Source organism: Pseudomonas sp. GL-B-19 (assembly GCF_019956415.1).
Lineage (GTDB): Bacteria > Pseudomonadota > Gammaproteobacteria > Pseudomonadales > Pseudomonadaceae > Aquipseudomonas.
The window spans coordinates 19,625-33,602 of record NZ_JAHBDK010000023.1 but is presented as its reverse complement, the minus strand read 5'-3'; the positions used below and the strand labels follow the sequence as shown (position 1 = coordinate 33,602).

The following is a 13,978-nucleotide window of genomic DNA, read 5'->3' as shown; positions in this document are numbered from 1 at the left end:
TGTGCACGCGAAATGGGCGGGCAAGGTACCAACGGGGAAAAAGGATTGATGTAGGAAGGGTCTTCGAATACAGCGAGACCTTTCCGATTTTCAGAGAACTGCGTCGGCGAACGAGATGGGCAATAACCGACGCTAGAAGGGAAGTTTTCGTACAGGAAAATCAGAGGTTCCGAAGGTCCGCTCCCTTTCATTTGCAGGAAGTTTCCTAGATCATTCCGCTCGCTTGCGCCTGTCAATTTCCGTGGCTAGTCTCGGTCCGTCACTGCTCATCAGTGATTGGGTTTAGTCGCCCGGATCTCTCTAGGCGCACAGCGCCACCTCGTTCCAGGTGTTTTCCTTGCCTGAAAGTTATGGTGGCTGTGCGCAGGGCACCCTCGGGTGCGCCGGTATTGCCTGGAGGCCGGTCGACTAACCTGTGTGCAGCCGCCACCCCTGGTCGTTTAGTCGCGATATCGGTTGGCTCCAATTAGCTCTAGGAGTTTTACCAATGAAGAAATCCGTACCCGATCCACCTCCCGAAACCTCCACCAACGAAACCGGTACTGAAGACCCGCCCAGGGATCGATCAGCGCTCTACCGTGCCATTGATTTCTACCTCACTGGCGATCAACCCTCACCGCCCGATGAACTGCGCTTCTACAACGTCAGCAAAGACGTGAGTTTCGAAGACACCCAGCTTTATGTCGCCGATCTGCTGCGCTGTGCTTCGGTGACGGCGTATCAGTGTGGTGATCACCTCAAAGGTGCGGAACGCGCCATGGTGTTTTCGGTCTGGCATTTGTTGGAGATCGCCAAAGCCATGGTGGATCGCTCGATTGATTGCCTGGGGATGAAGCAGGGCTGAGTCATTGGTTGTCAGTTACACCGCTTTCGCGAGCAGGCTCGCTCCCACAGTTGATCTGCAGTGAACACAAAACTTGTGTTCGACAAAAATCCACTGTGGGAGCGAGCCTGCTCGCGATTGGCTGCGCAGCAGCCACCGGCCTCATGGCGTATATTCGACAAACCCCAATTGCCTGCGCAGCCGCCCATGAAACAGACCCCCGACGACCTCCAGCAGATCACCGCCACCACCCTGGGCCATTACAACTCGGTGGCCGAAGATTTTCGCGAAGGCACTCGTGATCACGATGTCAGCCAGAACATCGATGCCCTGTTGCGGCATATTCAAGGCGAGGCACCGTTCGACATCCTCGACTTCGGCTGTGGTCCCGGCCGCGATCTGCAAACCTTCACGCGCATGGGGCATACCGCCGTCGGCCTCGACGGGTCGGAAAAGTTTGCGCAGATGGCGCGTGAGGACAGCGGTTGCGAGGTCTGGCAGCAGGACTTTTTGAAGCTTGATTTACCGGACGAGCGCTTCGACGGAATTTTTGCCAACGCGGTGCTGTTTCACATCCCGCGTCAGGAATTGCCGCGAGTGTTGAAGCAATTGCGTGGGGCGTTGAAACCGGGTGGGGTGTTGTTCAGCTCCAATCCTCGCGGGGAGAATCAGGAAGGCTGGAATGGGCCGCGGTATGGGGCTTATCACGATCTTGCGGCGTGGCAGCAACTGCTGACCGAGGCGGGGTTTGTGGAGCTGGAGCATTACTATCGGCCGGCGGGGCTGCCGCGGGAGCAGCAGCCTTGGTTGGCGAGTGTATGGCGTAGAGCTGTGTAGGCCGTCAGGACGCCATCGCGAGCAGGCTCGCTCCTACAGGGGTACGCGGTCACTGTGGGAGCGAGCCTGCTCGCGATGAGCGCGAAGCGCTCGCTTTTTTTAAGCCACCTCTTTCTTCGGCTCGCGAATTTTGTACCAGGCCACATAAAGCGCCGGCAAGAACAGCAGCGTCAGCAAGGTCGCGATGACAATCCCGCCGATCATCGCGTAAGCCATCGGCCCCCAGAACACTTCCCGTGCAATCGGAATCATCCCCAGGCTCGCGGCGGCGGCCGTCAGCAGGATCGGCCGGCGTCGATGCTCGGTGGCTTCGACCACTGCGTCCCACGGCGCATAGCCATTCTTCTCGTATTCATCGATCTGGGTCACCAGAATCACCGAGTTACGAATGATGATGCCGATCAACGCCAATATCCCCAGGATCGCCACGAAGCCCATTGGCGTACCGGTTGGCACCAACGCCAGCACCACGCCGATCAAACCCAGCGGCGCGACGCTGGCCACCAGAAACATCTTCTGCACGCTGTGCAACTGGATCATCAGGAACGTCGCCATCAAGAACAGCATCAACGGTACAACCTTGGCAATCGGCCCTTGGGCCTTGCCGCTTTCCTCGACCGTACCGCCGGTGGCGACCTTGTACCCGGGCGGCAGCTTGGCGGCAAAGGCATCGATGGACGGTTTGAGGATTTTCACCAGGTCCGTCGGCTGGACCTCGTCGCGTATCGCCGCCTTGATGGTGATGGTCGGCAGGCGATCGCGACGCCACACCAGCGGCTGCTCCAGTTCGTAGCGCACGGTGGCGAACGCCAGCAGCGGAATCGACGTGCCGCTAGGCGTGACGATTTGCAGGTTCTGCAGGGTTTCCGGCGTACCACGTTCGGAGTCCACTGCACGACCGACTACGTTGATCAGATAGATATCGTCATCGACCTGGGTCACCGCCTGGCCGCTGACGATGCCGTTCATCAGGTTGGCCACATCTTCGGAAGACAGCCCCAACTGCCGCGCCTTGTCCTGGGCAATGTCGATGCGCAGTACTTTGCCCGGTTCGTTCCAGTCGTAGATGATCTCGCCAACGTGCGGGTTCTTGTCCAGTTCGGAGGCCAGGTCGATGGCATGCCGGCGCACTTGATCAATGTCTTTGCCGCTGACGCGGTACTGGATCGGACGCCCTACTGGCGGGCCCATTTCCAGTGCCTGGACATAACCGCCGATGCCGACGAAGTCGTTGCGCAAGCGCTCGCGAAGCTTCTCCATCATGGCCTCACGGGTCTTGCCTTTGCTGACGATCACCAACTGTGCATAGAACGGGTTTTGCAGTTGTTGGTCCAGAGGCAGATAGAAACGGATCGCGCCCTGACCGATGTAGGTGCTCCAGCGCACGATATCCGGATCGTCCTTGAGCGTGGCTTCTAGACGATCGACGGCCCGGCGGGTTTCTTCAATCGAGGCGTTTTGCGGCAGGTTCAGGTCGACCAGGATTTCCGGGCGATCCGAAGACGGGAAGAACTGGTTCTGCACATAGCGCATGCAAAACAACGCCAGCACAAAACACAGCACGGTGATGCCAATGGCCCACCAGCGATTGCGCATGCACCACAGCATGCCGCCATTGAAGGCTTTGCCGATGCGCCCGGGTTCGCCTGTGTGAGGTTTCACGTTGGTGCTGAGGATGTGCACGCCGATCACCGGCGCAAACAGCACCGCCACCACCCAAGACACCAGCATCGCGCAGGCAATCACCGCAAACAGCGTGTAGGTGTACTCACCGGCGGAGCTGGCGTTCAGGCCGATCGGCACAAACCCCGCCACCGTCACCAGCGTACCGGTGAGCATCGGGAACGCGGTGGAGGTATAGGCAAACGTGGCCGCCTGCTCCTTGGTCTCGCCCATTTCCAGGCGCATGACCATCATCTCCACGGTGATCATCGCGTCGTCCACCATCAGGCCGAGGGAAATGATCAGTGCGCCAAGGGAGATCCGCTGCATGGTGATGCCGCTGAACTCCATGAACACAAACACCATCGCTAGCACCAACGGGATCGAGCACGCCACCACCAGCCCGGCACGCACACCGAGGCTGATGAAACTGACCACCAGCACGATGATCACCGCCTCGAACAGCGCACGGGTAAAGCCGCCAACGGCCTCCTCCACCACCACGGCCTGATCCGAGACGTTGTAGATGCCAACACCCACCGGCAGGTCGGCGGTCAGTTGGTCGATACGCTCGTGCAAGGCCTTGCCGAAGGCCTGGACGTTACCGCCCGTCTGCATGGCAATCGCCAGGCCGATGGCGGGTTTGCCATTGAAGCGGAATTCCGGTGAGGTCGGATCGACGTAGCCGCGCTTGATTTCGGCGATGTCGGCCAGACGATAGTAGCGGTCGTTGAGCTTGAGGTTGACTTCGGCCAGGTCTTTCTCCGAGGCGAACTTCCCTGAAGTGCGCACCGATATCCGCTCCGGCCCCGCCTCGATGACACCCGCCGGGGTCACGGCGTTCTGCGATTGCAGGCTCTGCACCACCTGACGCTGATCGATGCCCAGCGCCGCGAGTTTGCGCGTGGAGAAATTCAGGTACAGCACTTCATCCTGCTGGCCGACCATTTCGATTTTGCCCAGCCCCGGCACACCGCGAATTTCCATGCGGGCCTGTTCCACGTAGTCGCGCAACTGACGCAGGGTCAGGCCGTCGGCGGTGAAAGCGTAGATCGACCCGAAGACGTCACCGAACTCGTCGTTGAACGACGGCCCCTGTATGCCTTGCGGGAACTGGAAGCGGATGTCGTTGATCTTCTTGCGGACCTGGTACCAGATTTCCGGGATGTCCTTGGCACTGGTGGTGTCGCGCAAGTTCACGTACACCGTGGATTCGCCGGGCCGCGTGTAGCTTTTCACGTAGTCGAGAGAATCGAGTTCTTCGAGTTTTTTCTCGATGCGGTCGGTGATCTGTTTAAGGGTCTCCTCTTGGGTCGCCCCCGGCCATTTGCTCTGGATCACCATGGTCTTGATGGTGAACGAAGGGTCTTCTTCGCGCCCCAGGTTGAAATACGAAAACACACCCATGAGCAACGCGACGAACATCAGATACCAGACGAACGACTGATGCTTGAGGGCCCATTCGGAGAGGTTGAAAGGCCCTTTCATTGACTGTCCTCGTCAAATTTCACTTGTTGCCCCGGTTTGAGGCTATTTACGCCGGCACTGACCACTCGCTCGCCGTTTTTCACGCCATCGGCCAGCGTCACCGTGCTGTCGGTGCGGCTGATGACATTGACGTCCCGTGGTGAAACGGTTTTTTTCTCGGGATCAATCACCCAGATGCGGGGTTTGCCGTCGACCTCCTGCAACGCGGTAAGGGGCAGTTCGATACGCGGCTTGACCGCCGAACTCAGGGTGACGCTGATCGCTGTGCCCAGCCGGAACCCTTCCGGCGTTTCGGCCAGGGTCAGGCGAGCGCGACGGGTGCGCGTTGCGCTCTGCGCCTGGGGTTCGATTTCGCGGATGATTGCGGTGGTGTTGGTGTTCGGATTGAGTTGCGCCGCAACCTGGAACACCACATCTTTGGGCAGTTGATCGACCAGGGTATCGGGCAGGTCAATCACCGCTTCCTTGATGTCCGGTTGCGCCAGGGTCACCACTTGCTGGCCGGCGGTCACCACTTGCCCGGCCTCGGCGTTCCACGCAGTGACCACGGCTTTATGGTCGGAGCGCAGTTCGGTATAGCCGAGTTGATCCGTGCTCTGGTTGACCGCCGCCTTGGCCTGATCGAGGGAAGCCTGGGTGGTTTTCAGCTGAGTCAGGGCATCGTCCAGTTGCGCCTGCGCGCCGACCCCGCGATCAAACAACGACTGCTGCCGCTCGGCGTTGGCCTGGGCATTGATCAGTTGCGCCTGGATTTTCGCCAGGTCGCCCTGGGCCGAACGCAATTGGTTTTGCTGGTCGGAAGGGTCAAGCGTGGCCAGCAGCGTGCCCTTCGCGACCTCGGTCCCGACATCCACGTTACGACTGGCAATTCGCCCACCCACGCGAAACCCGGTATTGCTTTCGTAGCGTGCCTGGATGCTACCGGCAAACCGGCCCAGATCCTCTTCGTTCAAGGCCTTGACCTTGACTGACAGCACGGGACGTATCGGCTCCGGTGGCGGTTCGTTTTTGGAACAGGCGCTCAGCACCAGCCCAAGGGACAACGCCCATAAAGGCTTCATGGCTTGGCTCCCCAACTCTGATCCTTATAAGTATTTTCGGCAATCTCGACTTCCATGCCCGGGTGCAACAGCTGCCCCCCGGCGATCACGACTTTTTCCCCACCTGTAAGCCCTTTGCTGATGATGACCTTGCCTGTCAGGTAGCGGCCAACCGTGACGCTGTGCAACTGGGCCTGCCCCTTGTCGTCGACCAGCCAGACGGCGGGCTCACTGATATTTTTGGTCAGGGCCGACCACGGCAGTTCGACCGCCGACTTGCCCGCACCCTTGGCCGTGGCGCTCACCACCGAACCCAGTTGCATGCCCGGCGGCAGGCTGTCGAGGCCTACCTTGACCTGCACAGTGCCGGACTGTGCGGACACTGCCGGGGTCACTTCGCGCACGGTGCCAGTGGTTTTGATCTCGGGGTTATCAAGCAAGCTGAGGACAATGGTGTCATCCGTCGGCTTGTCGGCCAGCAGCGCTTCATAAACGTTGAATACCGCGTCCCGATCGCCATCGCGAGCCAGGCTGAAAATCGGCATCGTTGCCTGCACCACCTGGCCGACTTCAGCCTGACGTGCGGTGATGATGCCGGGCGCATCGGCGATCAGTGCGGTGTAGCTCAGTTGATCGCGGGCATTGGCCAACTGCGCCTGAGCCGCGCTCATGGCGCTTTGACTGCTGCGCAACGCCGCTTGGGCCGCGTCGTATTCGCTCTGACTGGTGTAGCCCTTGGGCAGGAGTTTTTCCTGGCGCACGAACGCTGCGGCATTCTGTTTGACCAGCGCCTGTTGGGCGGCCACTTGGGCCTGGGCCGAATCGACACTGCTCTGCAAGTCCTTGGGATCGAGCCGGGCCAGCACTTGTTTGGCCGTCACCCGGTCACCGACATCGACCGAACGCTCGATGATCTTGCCGCCCACGCGAAACGACAGCTCGGTCTGTATCCGAGCCTGGATGTCACCGGTGAGGGTCACCGCGGCGGCGTAATCCGCCGGCTGGACGACTTGTATGAACACCCGTGGCAAGTATTCCTTTACGGGTTCTTTTTTATCGCACGCCGTCAGCAGAGTGACGACGCTCAAGGCCAGGATGACTTTCAATCCGGGAACCGCCATGCAAACTCCTTGGCCTTTTTTATGGGCAACTCGACAGAAAGCTTAGAACACAGTTGTAACCTTGCACGCCCGACTTATGAAGAAAAAATTTGTAATGGTTTCTGCTGAAAACACTTGCCGTAGACGCCTGCGCGTACCCGACAATGCTCGCCGATTGATCCGGCCCAAGGAACCCACATGCTCAACACCCTCGCCGTAGCCAATTACCGTTCGATCAATAAGTTGGTCATCCCGCTGGGTCGGTTGAACCTGATTACCGGCCCGAATGGCAGCGGCAAATCCAACCTTTACCGCGCCCTGCGCCTGCTGGCGGAAACCGCTCAGGGTGGCGTGGTCAATGCGCTGGCCCGTGAGGGTGGGCTGGACTCGACCTTCTGGGCCGGGCCGGAAAACATCACCCGACGCATGCGCAATGGTGAAGTCCCGGTCGAGGCAACGGTGAGACACGGCGTCAAACGACTGCGGCTGGGGTTTGCCGGTGAGGATTTCAGCTATTCGATCAGTCTTGGGCTGCCCGATTCCAACGGCCACTTCATGCTGCCCGAACACCCTCTCCCTATTCCGTCGCGTTTCAGCCTGGACCCGCAAATCAAGCGTGAATGCGTCTGGGCCGGGCCGATCTATCGTCCGGCCAGCCTGCTGGTGGATCGCAACGGCCCGATGATCCGCGCCCGAGCCAATCGCAGCTGGGACGTGCTGGCCCAACACACACCGAACTTCGACAGCCTGTTCGACCAGGTCGGCAGCTTGCGTTCTTCGCCGGAGGTTCTGGAATTACGCGAGTTCATTCGTCGCTGGCGCTTCTACGATCACTTTCGCAGTGACGCCGACGCGCCCGTGCGCCAACCGCAACTCGGCACCCGCACACCCGTGTTGCACCACGACGGTCGCGACCTGGCGGCCGCCTTGCAGACCATCATTGAAATCGGCGACCCCGAGGCGCTGCGAACCGCGATCAGCGACGCCTTTCCCGGTGCGAGACTCCACATCGAATCGCTGGCCGGCGGACGGTTTTCCATCGAGTTTTATCAGGAAGGGCTATTGCGGCCGTTATCGGCCGCCGAATTATCGGATGGCACACTCCGTTATTTGCTGCTGGTCGCCGCACTGCTGACACCACGCCCGCCCACGTTGATGGTGCTGAACGAGCCGGAAACCAGTCTGCATCCGGACCTGTTGCCTGCCTTGGCACGCTTGATTATCCGTGCCTCGGAGCAGTGCCAGGTGTGGGTGGTGTCTCATGCGCGGCGGTTGATTTCAGCGTTGCAGGAAGACCCGGAATGCAATTGCATCGTGCTGGAGAAAAACCTCGGCCAGACCGGCATTGTCGGGCAAAGGATGCTGGATGAGCCGGCGTGGAACTGGCCGGATTAGTCTGTGCTTGAGACACCGCTTTCGCGAGCAGGCTCGCTCCCACAATTGATCTCCAGAGGACACAACATCAACGTCTGACGCAATCCAATGTGGGAGCGAGCCTGCTCGCGAAGGCGGCTAAGAAATCACCGCATGAATCGCAGACTCACCCCTGCCACTTCCCACCCTCGACAATCACGCTCTCAGGCTTGGTGTCATCGCTCAGTTCCTTGCGTACATACTGGTCGTAAAGCTTGAGCAGATATTTCTCCTCACCCAGCTTGGCCAACTCGCTATTCACCCAATCCCGCAGCTCGATATTGCCCTTCTTCACGGCCGGCGCAATCGGTGCTTCGGCGCCCAGGGTCTGAGTCAACACGCGATAGCCCGGGTTCTGCTTGGCCCAACTGAACAGCACCAGATTGTCCTGCGCATACGCATCGCCACGACCATTGGCCAGGGCCTGCAGCGATTCGGAGTTTTTCTCGAATTTCAGCAGTTTCCAGTCCGGGTGGTTTTTGGTCAGCCAGATATCCGCGGTCGTACCGGTGGTGACGATGGTCGTGCGCGTGGCCAGGTCATCGAGGTTTTTCACCGTGCTGGCCTGTGGCACCAAAGCCTGTACCGCGACTTTGAGGTTCGGGTTGGTGAATTCCACCGCCTCCTTGCGCTCGGGGGTGACGGTCATGTTGGCCAGGATCAGATCGACCTTGTCACTTTGCAGGAACGGAATCCGGCTGGCCGGTTCCACCGCGACGAACTCGACTTTGTTTTCATCACCCAACAAGTCCTTGGCGAATTGACGGCCAATGTCGGTATCGAAACCCACGTAGCGCCCCGCCTCATTGACGAAGCCGAACGGTGGCTTGTCGGTGAAGACGCCAACGATCAACTTGTCCCGGGCTTTGATTTTCTCCAGGTAGCTGGCACTGGTCGCGACAGGCTTGGCCGGTTCTTCGGTTTTGTTGCAACCGGCCAGCAACGCGAGGCCAAGCAGCGGGAGTAGCAGTAGTGAAGCCTTGGCAGTTTTCATAGCAGTTCCAGTTCCTTTGTTTGAGTCGTTTGGGGTAGTGCGGCGACGTAGGAGAACTTCTCCAGGAACTGCTGCGCTCGTGCGGTTTGCGGGTTCGTAAAGAAAATCTCGGGAGGGTTTTGTTCAAGGATTCGCCCGCCATCCATGAACACGATGCGGTCGGCCACGGCGCGGGCGAAGGCCATTTCGTGGGTGACGATCAACAGGGTCATGCCATCGCGGGCCAGGCCCTGTATGACTTCCAGCACCTCCTTGACCATTTCCGGGTCGAGGGCGGCAGTGACTTCATCGAAAAGCATGACCTGGGGGTTCATGCACAGGGAACGGACGATAGCGATGCGTTGCTGCTGGCCACCGGAGAGCTGACGCGGGAACGCATCGCGCTTGTCCGAAAGGCCCACGCGCGCCAGTAAGGCTTCGGCCTGATCGCGGGCTTCGCGGCGATCACGCTTCTGCACTTTCAGCGGGCCGAGCAGCAAATTGTCGAGCACGTTCATGTGCGGGAACAGGTGATAACTCTGGAACACCATGCCGATCTGCTGGCGTACCTCGCGCCAGTCGGTGCCCTTGTCCAGCAGTTCGCGGCCGGCAAAATTCAAGCTGCCGCTGTGGGCGACTTCCAGGCCGATGAGGCAACGCAGCAAGGTACTTTTGCCGCAACCGCTAGGGCCAAGGATGACGATGACTTCGCCCGTTTTCACTTGCAAGTCGATGCCGTTCAGCACCTGCTGCTCGCCGAAAAATTTGTTGAAACCCTTGAACTCGATCAAAGCATTCATGCGTGTGTCCAGCGCCGCTCCAGCACGCGTGAAGCGGCCGAAAGCGGGTAGCAAATGAAAAAGAAAAACAGGAACAGGGCGCCGTAGATCAGCACCGACTCGTAGGTGCGCTCGATGATTTGCTGGCCGACCTTGATCACGTCCACCACACCGATCAGCACCGCCAAGGAACTGGTTTTGATGATGCGCGTGTAAACGTTGAGGGTCGGCGGTGTCATGCGCTTCAACGCTTGCGGCAGCAGCAAATAACCGTAGAGTTGCGGCCCGTCCAGGCCAATCGACAGCCCGGCCTCACGTTGCCCGCGCGGCAATGAGTGCAACGCGCCACGCACCACTTCGCCGACTTCGCTGGCGCCCCACAGCGACAACACCAGCACCGCGCACCAGAAACTCGGGAGACTCAGGCCAAAGAAAATCGGTAAGCCAAAGAACAACAAATACAGCCAGACCAGCACCGGGATCGCCCGGAACAACTCCAGATACACCCGCAGAATCGCGTTCAGCCATTTCGAATTCAGCGTGCGCAACACGCCGTAGAACACGCCGCCGACGGTGCTGATGGCGATGCTCAGAAAAGAGATCGACAAGGTTTGCGCGGCGCCTTTACCCAGTTGCGGCAACGACACCCAGAGCAATTCAAGACCCGAACTGGCCATGCTGAAGCCTCCTTTCCAGACGGCTGAGCAGCAGCGACAGCGGCAAAAACAACAGCACGCAAATCAGCGTCAGCACGGCGAGCATTTCGTAGGTTTTGTAGTAGAGCGCGATGTAGCTTTTGGTGGTGTAGAGAATTTCTGGCACCGCCACCGCCGAGACCACGGTGGTTTCCTTGAGCAGGAAAATGAAATTGGCGAACAGCGATGGCAGGCTGAGGATGCCGGCTTGCGGCAGGATCACGTAACGCAGTAATTGCCCGTGTGACAGGCCAATGGAGCGACCCGATTCAAGTTGCGCCTGGGGCACGGCATCCACACCGGCGCGCAGCACTTCAGTGAGATACGCGCCACCGAGAAAAGTCATGGTGATGATCGCGGCCGCGAAGCCTGAAACCTTGATGCCCAGCGCCGGCAAAGCGAAGTAGACGAAGAACAGTTGAATCAGCAGGGGCGTGTTGCGCGCGAGTTCCACATACAGGCCGACGCAGCGCTGCAAGTAAGGCGTGCGAAACACCAGTATCGTCGCGTTGAGCAGCGCCACCAGCAGCGATGTACCGATGGCGATAAAGCCGACCTGCAGTGTCACGCCCACAGCCTTGAGAAACGCCGGCAGAGTGCTGAGGATAAACGCGTAATCGAAGTTCATTGAAGATCCTGAACGCCGCTCGGTAAGCGACGGTGGCGCAGTCCATGGGTCGTGGATAACGGCCCGGCGGATACCGACTTTAAAGGTATAAAAATTAGAATTTAAATACCGTTAAAGCATATTGATATCACGCAAAAAACTATCCGTTGATTTGCGGTCGCAACGTAAGACGACTACTTTTCTTTGCGCTGCAGGAGGGATCTTTTTTTCATAATGCCCCTCCAAGGACCCACAGCTTTTGGCCAGACTTCCCCGGCCGAACCATCACAAGGAAGAGAAAATGGCTGACGTAAAAGTGCCGCAGCGACTGGATCCGCAGGAGATCGTGAAATTGTTGGTGGCGTTGCACCGGGCGTTGAAGGCCGGGGTGGCCTGAGAGAGTTGATCGTTCCCACGCTCCGCGTGGGAATGCAGCCCGTGACGCTCCGCGTCACAGGACGCAGAGCGTCCCTAGAGGCATTCCCACGCGGAGCGTGGGAACGATCACGCCGACGCTTTATCAGCCGTCGGCGTTTGAAACCTTGAAAGGTTTTGATGCTGCGTCGAATCAGAACGCCGGCAGAACCGCGCCGTTGTACTTCTTCTCGATGAAGGCTTTCACTTCAGGACTGGTCAATGCCTTGGCCAGTTTCTGGATGGCAACGCTGTCCTTGTTGTCGGGACGCGCCACCAGGAAGTTCACGTACGGCGAATCCGCACCTTCGATCACCAGCGCGTCTTTAGCCGGGTTCAGACCGGCTTCCAGCGCGTAGTTGGTGTTGATCATGTCCAGGTCGACTTGATCCAGCACACGCGGGAGCATGGCCGATTCCAGTTCCTTGAACTTGAAGTTGTGTGGATTCTTGGCGATATCTTTCGGAGTCGCCAAAGCGTTTTTCGGGTCTTTCAGCTCGATCAGGCCAGCCTTCTGCAGCAGGATCAGGGCACGGCCGCTGTTGCTGCCTTCGTTAGGGATGGCAATGGTCGCGCCATCTTTGAGTTCAGCCAGGGTTTTGACTTTCTTCGAGTAGCCGCCGAACGGTTCGACGTGCACGCCGATCACGGTCACCAGGTTCGTGCCTTTGCCTTCGTTGAAGCTTTTCAGGTACGGCAGGGTCTGGAAGTAGTTGGCGTCCAGACGTTTTTGGTCAACTTGTACGTTTGGCTGTACATAGTCGGTGAAAACTTTGATTTCCAGGTCCACGCCTTCTTTGGCGAGGGCTGGTTTGATCAGTTCCAGAATCTCGGCGTGTGGAATCGGGGTCGCCGCAACCACCAGTTTCTCGCCAGCCTGGGCCAGGCCCGCGGTCAGGGCAGCCGCCAGTGCGGTGAACAACAGAACCTTTTTCATGCAGTGTCCTTATCGAAAATCTCGGTCGTCATCGACGACGGCTTTAAATACAAGTGCCAGTGATGTGCTATCGCTGACGTGACGCGGACAATACCGGGATTTTATATTCCCGAATAATATCTTTTATTCACTTTCATATTCCATTTTGCTCATACAGCTCTGGCTCGCGCATCACCCGCAGGAGCAAAGCTCGCTCGCGATGGCACCCTCCCGACAGACCGAGTCGCCTGGATCGCGAGCAAGCTTTGCTCCTACAGGAGGCCGGCGTCTTGCAGAAGGTGCTTCAAGGCTGCTTTTTCGGCGACAGTGCCGCTGCCGAGAATCCGCGTGAGCTGCTGCTCGATCTGCGCCAGCGACACGGCCGTGTCAGGCAAATTCAGATGCCCCGGCAAAATTTCGTCGCCGGTACTCACCAACAACGCAAAGTGAATGACGTTTTCCAGCTCGCGGGTATTTCCCGGCCAACTGTGCCGCTCCAGCACAAGCTGCGCGGCCTCACTGATCAACGGCACCGGCAGGTCGAGGCGATGGCTGTAGATGCCGAGGAAGTACTCGGCCAGCGATAGAATATCGCCCACGCGGTCACGCAATGCCGGCAGCTCCAGATGGCCTTCACTGAGGTAGTGATAAAGCCGCTCATGGAATTTGCCGGCGGCCACGGCCTGAGCCAGATCAATGCTGGTGGCGGCGACCAGACGCACGTCCACCGGGCTCGGTTGGTGCGCGCCAACTCGGGTCACTTCATGGTTTTCCAGCGCGGCGAGCAGTTTGATTTGAATCGGCAGCGGCAAATCACCAATCTCATCCAGATAGAGCGTGCCGCCATTCGCCGAACCGAACCACCCGGCGCGGCTGCTGGCCGAACCGCTGAAGCTGCCCGCGACATAACCGAACAATTCGGCATCAGCGTAAGTCGGGCTGATCGCCCCGCAATTGACCGAGACGAACAACCCGGCGCGATCGCTGGCGCGATGGATATGGCGCGCAAGCAGCTCTTTGCCGCTGCCGGTTTCGCCGCGAATCAATACCGAGATCGAGCGCGGTGCCAGTTCCTCCAGGTCCTGACGCAACTGGCGCGAGCGCGGATCGACAAACACCAGCGCCTTGGCGCGGATGCTCAGGGGGCTTTTTTCTGCGTCAGGGAAAGTCAGCAGCGGCTGACCGAAGTGTTCAAGACTCATGGCAGACTCCCGCCAAAGACCGCCGGGAG

Annotated in this window: 12 protein-coding genes; 3 read left to right on the top strand and 9 right to left on the bottom strand. The window is 59.0% G+C overall.

Annotated elements, in window-relative coordinates:
• Window positions 1–487 precede the first annotated feature (487 nt).
• Together KGB06_RS09650 and KGB06_RS09645 are read left to right on the top strand one after the other, a co-directional pair.
• Window positions 488–844, top strand: a complete 357-nt coding sequence (locus tag KGB06_RS09650) for a DUF6124 family protein (protein ID WP_223514562.1) — start codon at window positions 488–490, stop codon at window positions 842–844.
• A 186-nt stretch (window positions 845–1,030) separates the two neighbouring features.
• On the top strand, window positions 1,031–1,660 hold the full coding sequence (locus KGB06_RS09645; RefSeq protein ID WP_223514560.1) for a class I SAM-dependent methyltransferase: 630 nt from the start codon (window positions 1,031–1,033) through the stop codon (window positions 1,658–1,660).
• Between the two features lie 99 nt (window positions 1,661–1,759).
• Here the strand turns inward: KGB06_RS09645 and KGB06_RS09640 are convergent, their stop codons facing one another.
• The 3 genes from KGB06_RS09640 to KGB06_RS09630 are packed head-to-tail and all read right to left on the bottom strand — an operon-like array spanning window position 1,760 to window position 6,971.
• Window positions 1,760–4,810 (bottom strand): efflux RND transporter permease subunit, encoded by a 3,051-nt coding sequence (locus KGB06_RS09640; RefSeq protein ID WP_223514558.1) that lies wholly within the window; start codon window positions 4,808–4,810, stop codon window positions 1,760–1,762.
• Window positions 4,807–5,871, bottom strand: a complete 1,065-nt coding sequence (locus KGB06_RS09635) for an efflux RND transporter periplasmic adaptor subunit (protein ID WP_223514556.1) — start codon at window positions 5,869–5,871, stop codon at window positions 4,807–4,809. Before KGB06_RS09635 ends, KGB06_RS09640 begins: the two co-directional genes overlap by 4 nt.
• A complete protein-coding gene (locus tag KGB06_RS09630) occupies window positions 5,868–6,971 on the bottom strand; it encodes an efflux RND transporter periplasmic adaptor subunit (RefSeq protein ID WP_223514554.1) in 1,104 nt (367 codons plus the stop codon). Before KGB06_RS09630 ends, KGB06_RS09635 begins: the two co-directional genes overlap by 4 nt.
• A gap of 177 nt (window positions 6,972–7,148) precedes the next feature.
• On the opposite strand from KGB06_RS09630, the gene KGB06_RS09625 reads away from it, so the two are divergent.
• Entirely contained in the window at window positions 7,149–8,345 is a 1,197-nt protein-coding gene (locus KGB06_RS09625) for an AAA family ATPase (protein WP_223514553.1), read from the top strand.
• A gap of 145 nt (window positions 8,346–8,490) precedes the next feature.
• On the opposite strand, the gene KGB06_RS09620 is transcribed toward KGB06_RS09625, so the two are convergent.
• From KGB06_RS09620 to KGB06_RS09595, 6 genes are all read right to left on the bottom strand, one after another.
• Complete coding sequence (locus KGB06_RS09620) at window positions 8,491–9,357, bottom strand: transporter substrate-binding domain-containing protein (RefSeq protein WP_223514551.1); 867 nt, start codon at window positions 9,355–9,357, stop codon at window positions 8,491–8,493.
• Entirely contained in the window at window positions 9,354–10,136 is a 783-nt protein-coding gene (locus tag KGB06_RS09615) for an amino acid ABC transporter ATP-binding protein (protein WP_223514549.1), read from the bottom strand. Before KGB06_RS09615 ends, KGB06_RS09620 begins: the two co-directional genes overlap by 4 nt.
• Window positions 10,133–10,792 (bottom strand): amino acid ABC transporter permease, encoded by a 660-nt coding sequence (locus KGB06_RS09610; RefSeq protein WP_223514545.1) that lies wholly within the window; start codon window positions 10,790–10,792, stop codon window positions 10,133–10,135. The genes KGB06_RS09615 and KGB06_RS09610 overlap by 4 nt, the downstream gene beginning before the upstream one ends.
• Window positions 10,773–11,438 carry an amino acid ABC transporter permease gene (locus KGB06_RS09605; RefSeq protein ID WP_223514542.1) on the bottom strand — a complete coding sequence of 222 codons (666 nt, stop codon included), beginning with the start codon at window positions 11,436–11,438 and terminating at the stop codon, window positions 10,773–10,775. The genes KGB06_RS09610 and KGB06_RS09605 overlap by 20 nt, the downstream gene beginning before the upstream one ends.
• A 547-nt stretch (window positions 11,439–11,985) precedes the next feature.
• Window positions 11,986–12,768 (bottom strand): MetQ/NlpA family ABC transporter substrate-binding protein, encoded by a 783-nt coding sequence (locus KGB06_RS09600; RefSeq protein WP_223514540.1) that lies wholly within the window; start codon window positions 12,766–12,768, stop codon window positions 11,986–11,988.
• Between the two features lie 251 nt (window positions 12,769–13,019).
• A complete protein-coding gene (locus KGB06_RS09595) occupies window positions 13,020–13,949 on the bottom strand; it encodes a sigma 54-interacting transcriptional regulator (RefSeq protein ID WP_223514537.1) in 930 nt (309 codons plus the stop codon).
• Window positions 13,950–13,978 lie beyond the last annotated feature (29 nt).

What these genes read in the sequence shown, in the direction of transcription:
- KGB06_RS09610 (WP_223514545.1), bottom strand. Translation starts at nt 10,792, where the DNA reads ATGGCCAGTTCGGGTCTTGAATTGCTCTGGGTGTCGTTGCCGCAACTG.
- KGB06_RS09600 (WP_223514540.1), bottom strand. Translation starts at nt 12,768, where the DNA reads ATGAAAAAGGTTCTGTTGTTCACCGCACTGGCGGCTGCCCTGACCGCG.
- KGB06_RS09605 (WP_223514542.1), bottom strand. Translation starts at nt 11,438, where the DNA reads ATGAACTTCGATTACGCGTTTATCCTCAGCACTCTGCCGGCGTTTCTC.
- KGB06_RS09595 (WP_223514537.1), bottom strand. Translation starts at nt 13,949, where the DNA reads ATGAGTCTTGAACACTTCGGTCAGCCGCTGCTGACTTTCCCTGACGCA.
- KGB06_RS09625 (WP_223514553.1), top strand. Translation starts at nt 7,149, where the DNA reads ATGCTCAACACCCTCGCCGTAGCCAATTACCGTTCGATCAATAAGTTG.
- KGB06_RS09635 (WP_223514556.1), bottom strand. Translation starts at nt 5,871, where the DNA reads ATGAAGCCTTTATGGGCGTTGTCCCTTGGGCTGGTGCTGAGCGCCTGT.
- KGB06_RS09640 (WP_223514558.1), bottom strand. Translation starts at nt 4,810, where the DNA reads ATGAAAGGGCCTTTCAACCTCTCCGAATGGGCCCTCAAGCATCAGTCG.
- KGB06_RS09630 (WP_223514554.1), bottom strand. Translation starts at nt 6,971, where the DNA reads ATGGCGGTTCCCGGATTGAAAGTCATCCTGGCCTTGAGCGTCGTCACT.
- KGB06_RS09650 (WP_223514562.1), top strand. Translation starts at nt 488, where the DNA reads ATGAAGAAATCCGTACCCGATCCACCTCCCGAAACCTCCACCAACGAA.
- KGB06_RS09645 (WP_223514560.1), top strand. Translation starts at nt 1,031, where the DNA reads ATGAAACAGACCCCCGACGACCTCCAGCAGATCACCGCCACCACCCTG.
- KGB06_RS09615 (WP_223514549.1), bottom strand. Translation starts at nt 10,136, where the DNA reads ATGAATGCTTTGATCGAGTTCAAGGGTTTCAACAAATTTTTCGGCGAG.
- KGB06_RS09620 (WP_223514551.1), bottom strand. Translation starts at nt 9,357, where the DNA reads ATGAAAACTGCCAAGGCTTCACTACTGCTACTCCCGCTGCTTGGCCTC.